This window comes from Rhizobium sp. 62_C5_N11_2, from assembly GCF_051811185.1.
Lineage (GTDB): Bacteria > Pseudomonadota > Alphaproteobacteria > Rhizobiales > Rhizobiaceae > Rhizobium > Rhizobium leguminosarum.
On record NZ_JBPWPW010000001.1, the window covers coordinates 3,466,810 to 3,482,797 of the forward strand.

Sequence of the window (15,988 nt, forward strand, 5' to 3'; positions counted from 1 at the left end):
TTCGCCTCTTGCCGCCGTTGAGTGACGCAAGTCCCCTCTCCCCGTTCACGGGGAGAGGGTTAGGGTGAGGGGCTCATCCGGCATGTCCTGGATGAGGATAATCTTCAGTCGGCATATTCGCCGGCAGCCTCGATCACGGTTTTCCAGCGGACGATCTCGCTCTCTAGCTTGGCTTTCAGCGCAGCCGGCGTCGCGTCAGCGTCGGAGGATGGCGTCGTGCCGAGCTCGGCGAAGCGGGCGCCGACATTCGGATCCTTCAGCGCCACCTGCAGCGACTTCGACAGACGTTCGTTGATCTCAGCCGGCGTGCCCTTCGGCGTATAGATGCCGTGCCAGATACCGACTTCGAAACCCGGCAGGCCGGCTTCGACGGCGGTCGGAACGTCCTTCATCACGTCGAGGCGTTTGGGCGAGGTCACGGCATAGGCCTTGATCGTGCCGCCCTGGATCTGCTTCGTCGTGTTGGTCGTCTGGTCGCACATGACGTCGACCTGGCCGCCGAGCAGATCGGTCATGGCAGGGCCGGTGCCCTTGTAGGGAACGGTCGTCAGCGGCGTCTGGATGGCGCTCATGAACATCATGCCGCAGAGATGCGAGGCCGCACCGATGCCGGCGTTGGCGACCGTTACCTTGTCCTTATTGGCCTTGATGTAATCGATCAGCCCCTTGAGGTCGGCCGGCTCCATGTCCTTGCGGGCAACGATCGTCATCGGCACCTCGGTGACGAGGCCGACATAGTCGAAGGCGCCGAGCGTGTCATAGGCAAGCTTGCGGTAGAGCGTGGCGCTGGTCGCCATGCCGATATGGTGCAGCAGGATGGTATAACCGTCGGGATCGGCATTCGCCACGCGGCCGGCGCCGAGCGTGCCGCCCGCGCCACCGACATTTTCGACGACGATCTGCTGGCCGAGATCCTTCGACATGGATTCGGCGACCAGGCGCGCGACGGTATCGGTGGGGCCGCCGGCCGCAAAGGGCACGACCATGGTGATGGTGCGCTCGGGATAGGTCTGCGCAGAAGCGACGCTGGCGAGAACAGAGACCGCGGCAGCCGCGGTCAGGCCGAGCATGGCCTTCAGAATTTTCATCGTTTCCTCCCTGATGAAATAAGCAAGCCCGCCGACACATCCTCCGCGCCGGTTCGGATCACCTATTTGCCGCCGGGAAAAATCGACCCGCAATCATTCCAGCCGCTTTCGAAAGACGATTTTGCGACAGTGCGATGCAGCATGGGTCGATTCGGAAACAAACAGGCAGTGCGATGGGTGGAAATCCACCCATCGCACTGTAGCCACACCCTTACTTTTCTGAGGCAGTACCACTTCGCCGGGCTCGATCAGCGCCTTGAGGTTGGAGAGAATGCGCGGCCAGCCGCCGAAATCGTCACTTCGAAAAGCATGCTCCTTCCGAAAATGGCTAACTTTCGGTGGTCAGCATCCGCTTGTCGAGACCATATTTCTGCATCTTTTCGTAGAGCGTCTTCCGGGAAATGCCGAGCGACTCATAGACCGGCCTGAGGCTGCCTCCATGGGCCACCAGCGCGCTGGCAATGACCCCTCGTTCGAATTCGGCGACACGCTCAGCAAGCCCGGTCGCCTCCTCGGCTTGGCGCCCGCCATTGTCGAGACCGAGGACCAGACGGTCTGCGGCGTTCCTCAATTCACGCACATTGCCGGGCCAGTCGCGCTGAGCGATATCGGAGATCACGTCCGGCGGCACGGCCATCTCGTCGCGGCCATAGCGGGCCGCCGCTTCCCGCACCAGCTGCAGGAAAAGCAGCGGAACATCCGCCCGCCGCTGCGACAGCGACGGCACGTGCAGCGTCGCGACATTCAGCCGATAGAAGAGGTCGGCGCGAAAACGCCCCGCCGCCACCTCCGCCTCCAGATCGACCTTGCTCGTCGCGATGAAGCGCACGTCGAGCGCCACCACTTCGTTCGATCCGAGCCGTGAGATTACCCGTTCCTGCAGCACCCGCAGAAACTTCGCCTGCAGGTCGAAGGGCATTGAGCCGATCTCATCGAGCAGGATCGTGCCGCCGCGCCCATGTTCGAATTTTCCGTAACGCGGCCTCACCGCACCCGGAAAGGCCCCCACCTCATGGCCGAAAAGCTCGCTCTCGATCAGGTTTGCCGGCAGTGCGGCGCAATTGATCGCGATAAACGGCCGGCTCGCCCGAGCGCTGATGTCGTGGAGCGCACGCGCCACAACCTCCTTGCCGGCACCCGTTTCTCCGACGATAAGCGTATCGGCATCGCTCGCCCCGATCGCCCGGATGCGGTAGCGCAAATCCACCATCACCTGCGTGCGACCCGGCAGCCGCGCCTCGATATCGTCGCGCTTGCCGGCGACCGCTTTCAACAGCCGGTTTTCGAGCACGAGGCCGCGCCGCTCCATCGCCCGGCGGATGACGCCGGCGAGCATCTCGGGCGTGAACGGCTTCTCGATGAAATCATAGGCGCCTTCGCGCATCGCCTTCACCGCAAGCTGCACATCGCCGTGCCCGGTGACGAGAATGACCGGCACCTCCGGGTCGAGCTCGCGGATCTTCTGCATCAGCGTCATGCCGTCGATGCCCGGCATGCGGATGTCACTGACGACCACGCCGGGGAAGCTGTAGCCGATCAGCTCCAGCACATGATCGCCGTTCGAATAGGTCTCGACGCTGAAGCCGGAGAGCTCCAGCGCCTGCGCCGTCGAGCGGCGCAGTTCCTCCTCGTCGTCGACCAGCAGGATCTTCGCATCGTTCATTCCGCCGCCTCCGGCATCAGCCCTGCCGCCGATTGCAGCTCGATGCGGAACACCGCCCCCCCTTCGGGATGATTGGCAGCAGCAAGGCTGCCGCCGAAATCCTTGATGATGTTGTAGGAGATCGAAAGCCCGAGGCCGAGCCCCTTGCCGACACCCTTTGTCGTGAAGAAGGGATCGAAGATACGCTCGGCGATCGCCGCCGGCACGCCGGGCCCATGGTCCCGCACTGTCAGCACCACCTTGCCGGCCTCCTCGAAGGCCGAAACCTCGATGCGTCTGTCATCCAGCCCTTCCACCGCATCGGCCGCGTTGGAAATCACATTCACCAGCACCTGCTGCAGACGCACCGAACCGGCGCGCACAACCGGCGGACGCGGCCCGAGATCCAGCAGGAGTTCGGCGTCCGCCGCCTTCAGCCGCCAGGCAATGATCTCGAGCGTATCATGCATCGCCTCGTCGAGAGACACCGACCCGAGCTTCTCGTTCGGCTTGCGGGCGAAGTTGCGCAGGTGCCGGCTGATCGCAGCCATGCGGTCGATCAGCCCACCGATCCGCCGGATATTATCCCGCGCCTCCTCCGTCCGCCCACGGTCGATGAGGACGGAGGCACTGTCCGTATAGGTCTTGGCGGCGGCGAGCGGCTGGTTGAACTCGTGCGAAAGGGCAGCCGACATCTGCCCGAGGCCGGCAAGCTTGCCCGCCTGGATGAGGTCGGCTTGTGTCTGGCGGAGCTGCTGTTCGGTCAGCCGCCGTTCGGCGATCTCCTCCTCGATGCGGCTGTTGACGCGCGCAAGATCGGCCGTGCGCTCCTCGACGCGCTGTTCCAGTTCGTTGCGGGCCTCCGCTTGCAACTGCATGCGCTCGGCAAGCCGCGCCCGCCGCTGGCGAAGGACGGCCACCGTAAGCCCTGCAATGCAGAGAATAAGAAACACGGCGGCAAGCGCCGTGCGCGCCTGGGCGCGGATGGAACTCGTCTCCATCAGCACGTTCACCGTCCAGTCCTCGGCCGGCATATAATGCGAGAGCACCAGATATTCGCTCGAGTCGCGCTCGCCGGCCAGCGTCATCAGCTCATGCTGCTCGAAGTGATGTCGCGTCACTGGCAGCGCCGCCAGCCTGGCATTGGCATAGCGCCGCGAGGCCTCCGTGCGTGCGATGCGGTCCGCCGTCAGCGGCAGGATCGCGCCGTAAAGCCATTCCGGGCTGCCGGACATGAAGATGATGCCCTCGGGATCGGAGACGAAGATCTTGTATTCGCCGCCGCCCCAGGAGGATTCGATCATATCAATATCGACCTTGAAGACGATGACGCCGCGAATATCCGCACCGGTCCGGATCGGCGCAGCGAAATAATAGCCGCGTTTCAACGAGGTGGTGCCGAGCGCGTAGAAGCGCGCCTGCCGGCCTTCGATCGCATCCTGGAAATAGGGCCTGTAGCTGAAATTCTGTCCAACGAAGCTTCCGGGCCCATCGTAATTGCTGGCAGCGATCGTCTCTCCATCCGGCTTGACCACATAGATGTCAGAGGATTTCAGCAGCCAGTTGATCTCCTTGAGATAGAGATTAGCCGCATCGCGCAGCGCCGCATCCTCGGGCGCGCTCACCAATTCCTTGATGTCGTCGTGATCGGCGATCAGCGCCGGCAGCGCCTCGTAGCGGTTGAGATGGCCGCTGAGTGCCGAAACGGCAAGCCGCAGCGCCGTTCCTGCCTGTGCCGAAGCCTCCTCCATATAGGCGCGCGTCGCAATCGCGCTCCCATAAGTGAAGAAGGCGAAGATGATCAGCGGCACCACCAGCAAAGCCGCTATCGCACGATATCTCGAAGACAGATCCGGCTCCTCCCCTTTCTGCCTCCACTCCCCAGCGAGGCATACCCGACGGCTCAAGTTAACGCATAACCCCGAAAATCGGAATCGATTTTCGGAAAGGATTATGCGCCAATTCAAAGTGATAGAGCGTCCTTAGCGCTCCCTGCCGGACGCGCGGCGCTCTATGGGGGTGGACAGGGATTTCCAAGGGCCTGCCGAAACTTGACACCCGGCAGGGGCGGATGTGCTATTGCTGCACCGCAAGGAGGCCCCGCCCATGAGCGACGACCAGACGCCCGCCGACAGCAAGCTCACCACATCCAAGCGCCGTTGGGCGGCCGAGGGCAAGTTCCTGACCGGCCGCATCAGCCGTCCCGAAGCCGAGCGCCTGCCGCCTGGCCAGCACCTTGTCAAGAACTGGCCGGTGCTCGATCTCGGCCAGCAGCCTGTCATCTCCACAGATTCCTGGCGGCTCGAGATGCGCGGCCTCGTCGAAACGCCGCTTACCCTCACCTGGACTGCCTTCCAGGCGATCGAGCAGAGCACTGGGGTCAGCGATATCCACTGCGTCACCACCTGGTCGCGCTACGACAACAAATGGAAGGGCGTTTCGACGCGCGATCTGCTTGATCTCGCCATGCCCAAGCCGGAAGCAGCTTACGTCATGCTGACAAGTTATGACGGCTATACCACCAACCTGCCGCTTTCCGATTTCGCCGCCGAAGACGCGATCCTTGCCACCGCCTGGGAAGGCCTGCCGCTGACGCCGGAGCACGGCGGCCCGATGCGCCTCGTCGTGCCGCATCTCTATTTCTGGAAAAGCGCCAAATGGCTGCGCCGCATCGAGCTGATGCCCGCCGACCAGGCCGGCTTCTGGGAAAAGAACGGCTATCACATCTATGGCGATCCCTGGCGCGAGCAGCGCTATTCCGACGATTGAGCTTTCGGCCGCGAGAAACGGCGAAGCGCAAACACGCCAAGGCCGAACAAGGAGGCAAGCCCCGTCATCGACGCCATGCTGGCGGCATGGAATGGTATCCCGCTCCAGCGTGGCTTGATGATGTCAGCGGTGTTGAAGGCCTCGCCGCTGAACCGACAGGTGATGAGCGCAAGACCGCGCCGCACCATATCGGCATCGACCGCGGAAATGATTTCATCCGCCGCAGCTCTCTCCCGCGGCATCTCACGCATCGAAAGCAAGACCGCCTTGGCCGCCGGGAGATAGGCATGGGCGCATTCGTTGAACGGGCTTTGCTCATCGGTCACACTGCCCGGCATCCGGCCCCATAGGCAGTAGGAATACTGGATTTCGGCATAGTTCAGAACGCGCCGGAACGGCTCGTTCGTATCGACTGCGCGGGATGCAAGGTCGATAATCCCACTGCGATAGTCAAACATGACAGCCATCTCGCCATGGGAAATCTCCGGGATATTGAGGCCTGCATGGCTGCCGCCATCGCTGCGGCTATGAGCAGAAGCGCTTCCGGCAACCACACACAAAAAGGCGGCCGTGATTAACGCCGCCGACAGGAGTGGTGTGGTTCTGCTGCTTTTCATACTCGCTCGAAAAAGTCGGGCTAGCTCCCAAAGTTCAGGGCGCCGGCAAAGCGGCGCCCTTCGATGCTTTCAGTGAAATGCCGTTGCCGGCCGACCTCGTTGCCCGCCCTTAACTGCAAGCCGCTTTTCGGCAAGCGCTCCGAAGGCCAGCCCCAAGGCTGCCCAGAGGATCACATGCATGCCAAGCGAGGTCGTGCGGAACCGCCAGAGCACCATCGCCGAGAAGTTCTCCGGCACCTCGTTGATCGGCGGCAGCAGATAGAGCACGACGCCGATGAAGACGAGATAGACAATGCCGGCGATGATCGCGCCATTCCAGAGACCGAAGCGCTCGGAAAGGCGGCGAGACAGCGCCACCGCGGCAATCAGGGCTGCGAGCGAGACGACGATCATCAGGAAGAACAACTCGGTCCTGACGCCGATCGTGTCGGGATTGCCGACCGCCGGCGGGTTGGCCGGATACTTGATACTGGGAACGATGACGATCGCCACGAAGGCGGCAATGGCGATGACGGCTGAGGTGCCACGCGCCGAAAGGCTGCTGAAACGGCCGTGTACGAAAGCGAAGGCAAGTGCGAAGAGCCCGCCGACAGCGACGCTGTAGGCCATGACGCCGGTGAAAAGGCCGAGACCGGCCTGCGTGGCGCGACTGACGATTTCAGGTTCGGCAGCTTCGCCGGCCGCCTGGGCGCTTGCCTCCTCGAAGGCGATCGCCGCATCGACCAGCGGCTCACCGAAAGTATGGGCGAAAGCGAAAACGAGGATGCCAGCAATCAGGCCCGCGAGCATGCCGCGAAGCAGAAGGTTTCCAACCATGTCAGGAACTCCCTTAAAGCATGTCGCGCAAAAGTGTGCAGCGGTTTTGCGATAACGACATGCGTAAAAACGAAAACCTAAAGCGCGACGAGCGAATCTGAAAGATCGCGACGCGCTTTAGTGGCAGGGAAAGCCGAGGAGATGACGGCCGTCATGCACGAATTCGTGCACATACATGCCGTTGAACAGCGCCATCGCGCCTTCCTCGGTGCCGACGAAATAGAGGACGATCAGCATCAGCAGGCCGCCAAAGATCGCCCAGGGCAGGATCTCGCCTACAGGGATCGGCGCCGGTACCGCAACGGGCGCGAATGTGGTGTCAGACATATATTCCTCCGGGAATGACGCGTTCAGTCGAAAGAGTGCTTGTGCAGTAGGGTCTGACTTCCAGCGCGAAGAACTTTCGACACGCTGGTCACAGTGGCGCGACCGCGCCGGGCTTACACCGGCTTCCAAACCCGCAACAGCACGGTTATATCTGCACGCCGAAGAGACTGTCAACGAAACTTCACAAGCCGGCAGAGAGGCGTCCTGCTGCATAATTCCTTAAATCGGAATTGATTCAGGGATAGATTATGGAGCCATTCAAACTGCTACAGCGTCCCTTGCGCCTCCCGAAAAGGCGCGCGGCGCCGGAGCCGCATTCCGGGAGATCAGAACGACCGTGAACACGCGCCTCACCTGGATCTGCCACGGCGCGACGACGGCGAACCGCAAGGCGCTGTTCCCGCTCGACGAACCGCTGGAAGGCAAGGCGGCGGAAGAAGCCGGCAAAATGGCCGCCCCGCCGCGCGCCGACCGCATTGCCATGAGCCCCGCTTTGCGTGCCCGCCAGACAGCGGAAGCGCTCCACCTCGAAGCCAGGATAGACCTCGCACTTCGTGACTGCGACCATGGCCGGTGGGCCGGCAGGTCGATCGCGGCGATAGAGGCCGAAGAGCCGGAGAACCTCATGGCCTGGATGAGCGATCCGGAAGCGGCCCCGCATGGCGGCGAGAGCTTTGTTGATCTGCGCACCCGCGTCGCCGGCTGGATGGACAGTGAATCCGCCCTCGGCGGCCATGTGATCGCCGTCAGCCACGCGGCCGTCATCCGGGCGGCGGTCACCCATGTGCTTCAGGCGCCGCTCTCCTCTTTCTGGCTGAGCGACGTCGAGCCGCTCGCCATCGTTCGCATGACCAGCAACGGACTGCGCTGGTCGCTGCGCTTCCAGCATTAGAAACTGCTGATTCTTATCCAGCCTTGCACAAGCAAATCGCGTCATCTCTGTTGAACCCGGTTTGGCGGGGACTACTTCCTTGTCCCAAGGAGATGGAAGAATGACATATGATTGGAGTGGCGAGCGCACGCGACGGCTGCGTTACATGCGTCTCGCCACAGTCACGGTTCTGGTTGGTCTCATCGTCAGCGTTCCGCTGCTGATCGCCACCGCCTGAAGCACGAGAAAGGGCGAGCGATGCATTAGCACGCTCGCCTTCGTTCTTTCCCGCGTCGACTGGTCTCCTGAACCGGGATCGCCCACGACGACGCCCAGATTCCCCCAAGCCCGTCGGTCTCTCAGCGGCACAGCAACAGGCTGCTGCCTCCGATAATTCGCCTTCTGGTTTCAACAAACATTCAGACTTTCGTGATATCTCCGCGAATGGTGGGAGATGGAGAAGGCATAATGCCGGTGTTTTTCCAAAGCAGGGCCGGAAGGCAATGCGTGTCGATCGTCGGATTTGGGGTAACCCTCTGGCTCCTCGGCACGCTGTTGCAGCTCGACGACAGCCTGGTCTCCTTCATGATCGGCTTCGGCGAGTACGGCGCCGACAAGCTCGTTCTGGCGCTCGGCATCGCCGGCGCCATGAGCTTCATCTATTCGGTCCTGCGCATCGCCGATCTGCGTAAGGAAATGGAACTGCGCGCCACCGCCCAGTCGAAGGCCGATTGGACCGCAACCCACGACCATCTGACCAAGCTGCCGAACCGCTACGCCTTCGAGCGCAAGATCCTCTCACGGCCGATCAAGGACGACGAGGCGGAGATCGAGGAGTGGGACCGCAACGTCACCATCTTCTCCGTCGACCTCGACGGCTTCAAGAAGGTCAATGACCTCGTCGGCCACAAGGGCGGCGACATCCTGTTGATCGAGGTTGCCAGACGCATCTGCGCGCTCGGCAATGCCGATTGCGTCTACCGCTTCGGCGGCGACGAATTCATCATCGTCGCCTTCGCCCTGACGGCGCAGCGCGAGGAGCGTTTTGCCAGGCTGCTGATCCAGGCCGTCACCCGGCCGATCCATATCGATGGTTTTGCCGTCGAAGTCGGCGCTAGCGTCGGCTATGACCGCTGGGTCGAGGAAGCCGAACCGCTGGAAGATGCCGCCCACCGTGCCGACCTCGCCATGTACGAGGCGAAATCACGCGGGCCCAACCATTATTTCGTCTTCGAACCTTCGATGCAGGACAAAGTTACGGAACGCGCCGCGTTGGAAACCAGGCTGCGCGCCGCAATCTCCAACAAGGCGATCAAGCCCTTCTATCAGCCGCTGATCGACCTGAAGACCGGCCAGCTCTGCGGCTTCGAGGCGCTGGCGCGCTGGATCGGCGACGACGGCGTCAACATCCCGCCGCCGGTCTTCATCGATATCGCCGAGGAAACCGGCATGATCACCGCATTGTTCGAGGATCTTCTTGCCCAGGCCTGCAGCGACGCCCTCACCTGGCCGGAGCATGTGACGTTGTCCTTCAACGTCTCGCCGGTGCAGATGGAAGACAGATTGCTGACGTCGCGCATTCTCAAGGTGCTTTCGGCAAGCCGGCTGCCACCGCAGCGCCTGGAAGTGGAGATCACCGAAAACGCGCTGATCCAGGATCCCGCCGTCGCCGCCCTCATACTCGACGAACTGCATGCCGCCGGCATCCAGATCGCACTCGACGATTTCGGCACGGGCTATTCGAGCCTCGCCCAGCTCGCCCGCTATCGATTCGACAAGATCAAGATCGACAAAAGCTTCATCGCCACCTATCGCGACGAAGAACGCCAGGAAAAGATCGTCCGCGCCATGCTCGGCCTCGGCAGGAGCCTCAATATCAAGACGACTGCGGAAGGCATCGAGGAGCACGGCCAGCTCGCCTTCCTGCTGCAGCTCGGCTGCGACATCGGCCAGGGCTATCTCTTCGGCAAGGCGATGCCCGCCGCCGAGGCGGGCATCTTCATCAGCGATCGCAATGCCAGCCTGGCCTCCACGGCCTGACGGGACGCCCTAAAAAACCTGACGCATGATCACGAAGAGCACGAAGGCGATCGCGATCGAGGCCGGCAGCGTCAGAACCGCCCGTAAGCACTGATGTCCGACGATATTGACGGTGATGCGCCTGGTACCCTCGCCTCCATAAAAGATGCCGCGTTATGATCCCAAGCGGCGGACGATGGTTGTCTATGCAGCAACAAAGCGCGCCCCGAGCGAATAAATCCTTCCCGCCTGGACATCCGACGCTAAGTTCGGTCATCTCACACCCGCGCGGAGTCTTAGAAGACATGTCATCGACCGGCCTGCTGCTGACCTTCAACACCGGCTCCTCGACCGTTAAGATCGGCATCTTCGCGATAGACGGCGGCAAGGCACGGCGCATCGGCAAGGGCGTGATCGATTTCCGCGCCGAACCGCTGTCGCTCGGCCTGACGAAAGGGCCGCAGACCTTCGAGATTCCGATGAAGGCCGAGGTGACAGAAGATCTGCACGGCGTCATCGATGAGACTTTCGCGCTTCTCGCCGATCATTTCGACATGACCGCCGCGCACGCTGCCGGCCACCGCGTCGTCCATGGCGGCGACCGCTTCACCAGGGCGATCGCCCTCGACGCCACCGCAATCGATGCCATCGATGCGCTGACCCCGCTTGCGCCCTTGCACCAACCGCAGGCGCTGCGTTTCATCCGCGCGCTCAAGCATCTGAAACCGCATCTTGCCCAGACCGCCTCCTTCGACACCGCCTTCCACTCCACGCAGGACGATCTCGTTCGCCGCTTCGCCATTCCCCGCGCGCTGCATGACGAGGGCATCAAGCGTTACGGCTTCCACGGCCTTTCCTATAAATTCATCGCCGGAGAGCTTCGCCGCAAGGCGCCGCGCGCGGCAAAGGTGGTCGTCGCCCATCTCGGCAGCGGCGCGAGCCTCTGTGCATTGGATGGCGGCATCAGCCGCGATTGCAGCATGGGCTTTTCGACGCTCGATGGCATCCCGATGGCGACGCGCCCCGGCTGGCTCGATCCCGGCGTCATCTTGCATCTGGCCGGTCAGAGGAAACAGTCCTTCGAGGAGATCGAAGACCTGCTCTATCACCGATCCGGCCTGCTTGGCGTCTCCGGCATCAGCGCCGATACACGCGAGCTGTTGAAGGACGGCCGGCCGCAGGCGCGCCAGGCGATCGACCTCTTCACACTGCGCATTGCCGGCGAAATCGGCCGCATGGCGGCAACGCTGAAGGGGCTTGACGCCATCGTCTTCACCGCCGGCATCGGCGAACATCAACCGGAGATCCGCGCCGGCGTGGCCAAGCGGCTGTCTTGGCTTGGCCTTGCAATCGACGAAAAGGCCAATGCCGCCAATGATTTTACGATCAGCACCAGGGAAAGCCGCATCGCCACCCATGTCATCGCCACCGATGAGGAACAGGTCATCGCTGACGAGGCGCTGTCTCTTCTTCGCGGCGGGTGATCCAGATCAACAGCTTGCCGGCATCCGCCGGTAGAATTGACGTTGAAGACATTTTCGAACGGGAGAAACCCATGGAAAAGCATGTCTCGACCGCCGCTCTTACCGATGCCGAACTCACTCTGATCGACCGCTATTGGCGCGCCGCCAATTATCTCTCCATCGGCCAGATCTATCTGCTGTCCAATCCGCTGCTGCGCGAGCCGCTGAAACCAGAGCACATCAAGCCCCGCCTGCTCGGCCATTGGGGCACGACACCCGGCCTCAACTTCATCTATGCGCATCTGAACCGCCTGATCCGCGCCCGCGACCTCGATATCATCTACATGTGCGGCCCCGGCCATGGCGGGCCGGGCATGGTCGCCAACACCTATCTCGAAGGCATCTACAGCGAGATTGTGCGGAACTGGACATGGCCGACGGCGTGAAGCCAAAACCAAACAGAGTCGCGCGGACCTGGTCGGAGAAGATTATCCGGCGGGAGCAATCGTCAAGCGACGGTCTAAAGTTGGTGAAAACGATCAGGGCGCTGTTCCAGAATGGCCATATCGTAGGCTATGTGTCTTGGGAAAGCTCTAAGCCACTGACCGAGGAAACGACATGAAGGGTTTCGCTGCCACGCTCACCGCCGCCCGGCTGGAAAAGGCGCTCGCTTTCTACATGACGCCCGAAGCCCGGCCGGATGGCTCAGCCGATACCGTCAAGCCAGCTGGGGAACGCGAGGCATACGAGACCCGCACCGACGAACGCCCCCGCAACACGGAAGACGGCGTCGAAGCCTGGTAAGGCGATCCCCACCGGGCGACCCTCCGCGAACGCGTCGCACCCGGAATGCCGAAACCCTATGCACGTTCGAGCCGGACTTTTTCCTTCATGCGCCAGACCCGCGGCGTTTCTCCCGTATACTTAAAAAAGAAGCGCGAGAAATAGGCGGGATCGGCAAAGCCGAGCCGAAACCCGATCTCCTGAACGCTGCCCAGCGTAAAAACGAGCTGGCGTTTCGCCTCTTCGACGAGCTTACCGGCGATCAGTTCGTGGGGAGTGTTGCCGGTCATCGACCGGACGATGCGGGTGAGATGCGTCGGCGAAACCCCAAGCTCTCTGGCATAGAAAGACGCGGGCTTGTGCGATCGAAAATGCTGCTGAATGAGCTCGCTCAGTATTTCCATCCGCCGCTCGTTCTCGTTGAGCGGAAGTTCATGCGTATTCCCCTCATGGGAAATCCTTGCCGTCAGCCGTAGCGCCAGGGCGACATAGGCGGCCAACGCCTCATTGCGGCCGCTGCGGCGGTTTTCGAATTCGTCGCCCAGCCGCTTCAACGTCTGCATGACATAGACGGCCTCGGCATGATCGGGATCGAGCGGCGTCAGATGCGGCGCCGCCAGCCATTCGCCGAGCTGGCTTCGGTCGCCGGGCGGATGGCTGAGATGGGATCTCAACAGGGTGATCACCAGGCCGTCGATATCGCGTGAAAAACGAAAGCCGTGATTAAGCCCGGGCGGCACGGTGATGATGGCGGGCGGACGGATAGCGTGGCTTATTTCGCCGAAGATCGCATCACCCGAACCGCTTTCGATGTACAATATCTGAAAGAAACTCTCGTGGCGGTGCGGACGGATCTCCCAGTGATGCAAACTGCTGCGGGAGCGAATTGTTTCGCAATGCACCCAAAAATCCGGTTCTCGCCCGGTCTTTTCGCCGTAGAGTTCGTAGGTAGGGATATGTCTGCTCATGGGGCTCCTCCCGCACCAATGTTCGATTAGTGCAATTTTTAGGTTGGGATGTCCATTGCTGCGGCAAGCGCGGCACGGCAGAATCTGGCAAAACGCAAAAATGCAGGGAGGCAGCATTTGCGAACTCAGGTCGCCATCATCGGTTCGGGGCCATCCGGCCTGCTGCTCGGCCAGCTTCTGACCGAAGCCGGCATCGACAATGTCATCCTCGATCGTGTGAACAAGGATTACATCCTCGGCCGGGTTCGTGCCGGCGTTCTGGAGGAAGGCACCGTCGGGCTGCTGGATCAGGCCAAATCAGGCGCGAGGCTGCATGCCGAGGGGCTGCCGCATGACGGTTTCTCGCTGGCCTTCGACGGACGCGACCATCGCATCGACCTTCACGAATTGACCGGCGGCAGGCGCGTCACCGTCTACGGACAGACCGAAGTGACGCGCGATCTCATGGAGCGGCGCGAAGTAAGCGGCTCCTTATCGATCTACGATGCCGTCGATGTCGCGCCGCACGACTTCGACGGCCCTTCTCCCTTCGTCACCTATGTGAAAGACGGTGTTGCCAAGCGCATCGATTGTGACTTCATCGCCGGCTGCGACGGGTTTCACGGCGCCAGCCGCAAGGCCGTCCCGGAACGCGCGATCAGGAGTTTCGAGAAGGTCTATCCCTTCGGCTGGCTGGGGGTCCTGGCCGACGTGGCGCCCGTCAGCCATGAGCTGATCTACGCCAACCATCCAAGGGGCTTTGCGCTCTGTTCGATGCGCTCGGCCACCCGCAGCCGCTACTACATCCAATGTACGCTCGACGAGAAGATCGAGGACTGGAGCGACGATCGCTTCTGGGACGAATTGAGACGGCGGCTGCCGACGCATCATGCCGAGGCATTGGCGACCGCGCCGTCCTTCGAGAAATCGATTGCGCCGCTGCGCTCCTTCGTTGCCGAACCGATGCGTTTCGGCCGGCTTTTCCTGGTCGGCGACGCTGCCCATATCGTCCCGCCGACCGGGGCCAAGGGATTGAACCTTGCCGCCAGCGACGTCCATTACCTTTTCTCCGGGCTGATCGAGCATTACCGCGAAGGCTCGAATAGTGGCATTGACGCTTACTCGCATAAGGCGCTCGCCCGTGTGTGGAAAGCCGTGCGGTTTTCCTGGTGGATGACGACGATGATGCATCGTTTTCCCGATACCGGTGATTTCGACCAGAAAATCCAGGAGGCGGAGCTCGACTATCTCACCCATTCCCGCGCCGCCTCGACGGCGCTCGCGGAGAATTATGTGGGATTACCATTCTGAGACGAGGATAATTCCGCATCTTCGATGCACAATCATAATCGCTAGGTCATGGATTACGGCATTTATTTCATTTTACATCACCATTTCGCATGACAAGCTAACGCTCAATTTTGGGCGGCTAGCGAATACGGCGCGGGAGTGCGCCAAAAAGGGAGAGAGAGAATGAAGAAGCTATTTCTGGCCGCCGTTGCGGCCGTCGTGCTCAGCGGCACGGCCTATGCAGACACCATCAAGGTCGGCGTCATCGGCCCGTTCTCCGGTCCGTTCGCGCTGCAGGGCAAGAACTTCAAGGCCGGCATCGACGCCTATATGGCGGTCAACGGCAACAAGGTCGGCAGCGACACGGTCGAGATCGTCTATCGCGACGTGCCGCAGGCCGATCCCGCCCAATCCAAGGCCCTGGCGCAGGAACTGATCGTCAAGGAGAAGGTCCAGTATCTGGCCGGCTTCTATTTCACCCCCGATGCGATGGCGGTGACGCCAATCCTGAAGCAGGGCAACGTGCCGATGGTCATCATGAACGCCGCCACCTCGGCGATCGTCACCAAGAGCCCGCTTGTCGTCCGCACCTCGTTTACCACCTGGCAGACCTCGACGCCGATCGCCAAGGTCGCCTTCGATGCCGGCGTCAAGAAGGTGATTTCGGTCGTCAGCGATTACGGCCCCGGCATCGACGCCGAGAATGCCTTCAAGGCCGGCTTCGAAAAGGCCGGAGGTCAGGTGGTCGAGGCAATCCGCATGCCGCTTGCGACCAACGATTTCAGCCCGATCATGCAGCGCATCAAGGATTCCGGCGCCGAGGGCGTCTTCGCCTTCCTGCCGTCAGGTCCGACGACACTCGGCTTCGTCAAGGCTTACAACGACAATGGCCTGAAGACGGCCGGCATCAAGTTCTTCGCGCCGGGCGATCTGACCCAGGAATCCGATCTGCCGGCGCTCGGCGATGCGGCACTCGGCATCCAGACGACCTTCCACTATGCCGTGTCGCACGATTCTCCGGAGAACAAGGCTTTCGTCGAGGCGGCGACCAAAGCGATCGGCAACAAGGCCGAACTCTCCTTCCCCGCGGTCAGCTCCTATGACGGCATGTATGTCATCTACAAGATGATCGAGGCGACGGGCGGCAAGCAGGATGCTGAAAAGGCCGTCGATGCGGTCAAGGGCCTTGCCTGGACCAGCCCGCGCGGGCCGGTTTCGATCGATCCCGAAAGCCGCCACATCACACAGAACATCTATCTGCGCGAAGTCACCAAGGCCGATGACGGGACCTACATCAACAAGGAGGTTCAGACCTTCGAGAAGCAGGGCGATCCGGGCCTGGCGGCCGTCAAGTAA

General features: G+C 61.8%; 14 protein-coding genes and 1 pseudogene. 8 read left to right on the forward strand and 7 right to left on the reverse strand.

The genetic code is table 11. The features are described from left to right. Positions 1 to 104: 104 nt before the first annotated feature. The 3 genes from AB8B31_RS17285 to AB8B31_RS17295 all read right to left on the reverse strand — a co-directional run bounded on the left by AB8B31_RS17285 (position 105) and on the right by AB8B31_RS17295 (position 4,544). Positions 105 to 1,088 carry a tripartite tricarboxylate transporter substrate-binding protein gene (locus AB8B31_RS17285; RefSeq protein ID WP_028733468.1) on the reverse strand — a complete coding sequence of 328 codons (984 nt, stop codon included), beginning with the start codon at positions 1,086 to 1,088 and terminating at the stop codon, positions 105 to 107. A gap of 328 nt (positions 1,089 to 1,416) precedes the next feature. Next, a complete protein-coding gene (locus AB8B31_RS17290) occupies positions 1,417 to 2,751 on the reverse strand; it encodes a sigma-54-dependent transcriptional regulator (protein ID WP_011653327.1) in 1,335 nt (444 codons plus the stop codon). Next, positions 2,748 to 4,544: a sensor histidine kinase gene (locus tag AB8B31_RS17295; RefSeq protein ID WP_315859558.1), complete on the reverse strand. Its 1,797-nt coding sequence runs from the start codon at positions 4,542 to 4,544 to the stop codon at positions 2,748 to 2,750. The genes AB8B31_RS17290 and AB8B31_RS17295 overlap by 4 nt, the downstream gene beginning before the upstream one ends. A 292-nt stretch (positions 4,545 to 4,836) precedes the next feature. Here AB8B31_RS17295 and AB8B31_RS17300 point away from each other — a divergent pair, with 292 nt between their 5' ends. After that, the gene (locus tag AB8B31_RS17300; RefSeq protein WP_028733470.1) at positions 4,837 to 5,499 is read left to right on the forward strand and encodes a sulfite oxidase-like oxidoreductase; all 663 of its coding nucleotides are present in this window, start codon (positions 4,837 to 4,839) and stop codon (positions 5,497 to 5,499) included. On the opposite strand, the gene AB8B31_RS17305 is transcribed toward AB8B31_RS17300, so the two are convergent. From AB8B31_RS17305 to AB8B31_RS17315, 3 genes are all read right to left on the reverse strand, one after another. Then, positions 5,484 to 6,116: a hypothetical protein gene (locus tag AB8B31_RS17305; RefSeq protein ID WP_028733471.1), complete on the reverse strand. Its 633-nt coding sequence runs from the start codon at positions 6,114 to 6,116 to the stop codon at positions 5,484 to 5,486. The genes AB8B31_RS17300 and AB8B31_RS17305 overlap by 16 nt on opposite strands. Before the next feature lie 69 nt (positions 6,117 to 6,185). Then, a complete protein-coding gene (locus AB8B31_RS17310; RefSeq protein ID WP_028733472.1) occupies positions 6,186 to 6,932 on the reverse strand; it encodes a CbtA family protein in 747 nt (248 codons plus the stop codon). Between the two features lie 117 nt (positions 6,933 to 7,049). After that, positions 7,050 to 7,259: a CbtB domain-containing protein gene (locus AB8B31_RS17315; RefSeq protein ID WP_003542661.1), complete on the reverse strand. Its 210-nt coding sequence runs from the start codon at positions 7,257 to 7,259 to the stop codon at positions 7,050 to 7,052. A gap of 337 nt (positions 7,260 to 7,596) precedes the next feature. On the opposite strand from AB8B31_RS17315, the gene AB8B31_RS17320 reads away from it, so the two are divergent. From AB8B31_RS17320 to AB8B31_RS17340, 5 genes and pseudogenes are all read left to right on the forward strand, one after another. Then, positions 7,597 to 8,151 carry a histidine phosphatase family protein gene (locus AB8B31_RS17320; protein ID WP_028733473.1) on the forward strand — a complete coding sequence of 185 codons (555 nt, stop codon included), beginning with the start codon at positions 7,597 to 7,599 and terminating at the stop codon, positions 8,149 to 8,151. Between the two features lie 447 nt (positions 8,152 to 8,598). Next, positions 8,599 to 10,170, forward strand: coding sequence for a putative bifunctional diguanylate cyclase/phosphodiesterase (locus AB8B31_RS17325; protein WP_018243414.1), 1,572 nt, complete (start codon positions 8,599 to 8,601; stop codon positions 10,168 to 10,170). 284 nt (positions 10,171 to 10,454) lie between these two features. After that, positions 10,455 to 11,633: an acetate/propionate family kinase gene (locus AB8B31_RS17330; RefSeq protein WP_028733474.1), complete on the forward strand. Its 1,179-nt coding sequence runs from the start codon at positions 10,455 to 10,457 to the stop codon at positions 11,631 to 11,633. A 71-nt stretch (positions 11,634 to 11,704) separates the two neighbouring features. Next, positions 11,705 to 12,028 (forward strand): annotated as a pseudogene (locus tag AB8B31_RS17335) (phosphoketolase); the annotation flags it as partial. 202 nt (positions 12,029 to 12,230) lie between these two features. Then, positions 12,231 to 12,416, forward strand: a complete 186-nt coding sequence (locus AB8B31_RS17340; protein ID WP_028733477.1) for a hypothetical protein — start codon at positions 12,231 to 12,233, stop codon at positions 12,414 to 12,416. A 56-nt stretch (positions 12,417 to 12,472) separates the two neighbouring features. Here AB8B31_RS17340 and AB8B31_RS17345 read toward each other — a convergent pair whose 3' ends face one another. After that, positions 12,473 to 13,363 carry a helix-turn-helix domain-containing protein gene (locus AB8B31_RS17345; protein ID WP_028733478.1) on the reverse strand — a complete coding sequence of 297 codons (891 nt, stop codon included), beginning with the start codon at positions 13,361 to 13,363 and terminating at the stop codon, positions 12,473 to 12,475. A 117-nt stretch (positions 13,364 to 13,480) separates the two neighbouring features. Here AB8B31_RS17345 and pobA point away from each other — a divergent pair, with 117 nt between their 5' ends. Next, on the forward strand, positions 13,481 to 14,653 hold the full coding sequence (pobA, locus tag AB8B31_RS17350; protein WP_439007472.1) for a 4-hydroxybenzoate 3-monooxygenase: 1,173 nt from the start codon (positions 13,481 to 13,483) through the stop codon (positions 14,651 to 14,653). Positions 14,654 to 14,815: 162 nt separating this feature from the next. Beyond that, positions 14,816 to 15,988 carry an ABC transporter substrate-binding protein gene (locus tag AB8B31_RS17355; RefSeq protein WP_028733480.1) on the forward strand — a complete coding sequence of 391 codons (1,173 nt, stop codon included), beginning with the start codon at positions 14,816 to 14,818 and terminating at the stop codon, positions 15,986 to 15,988.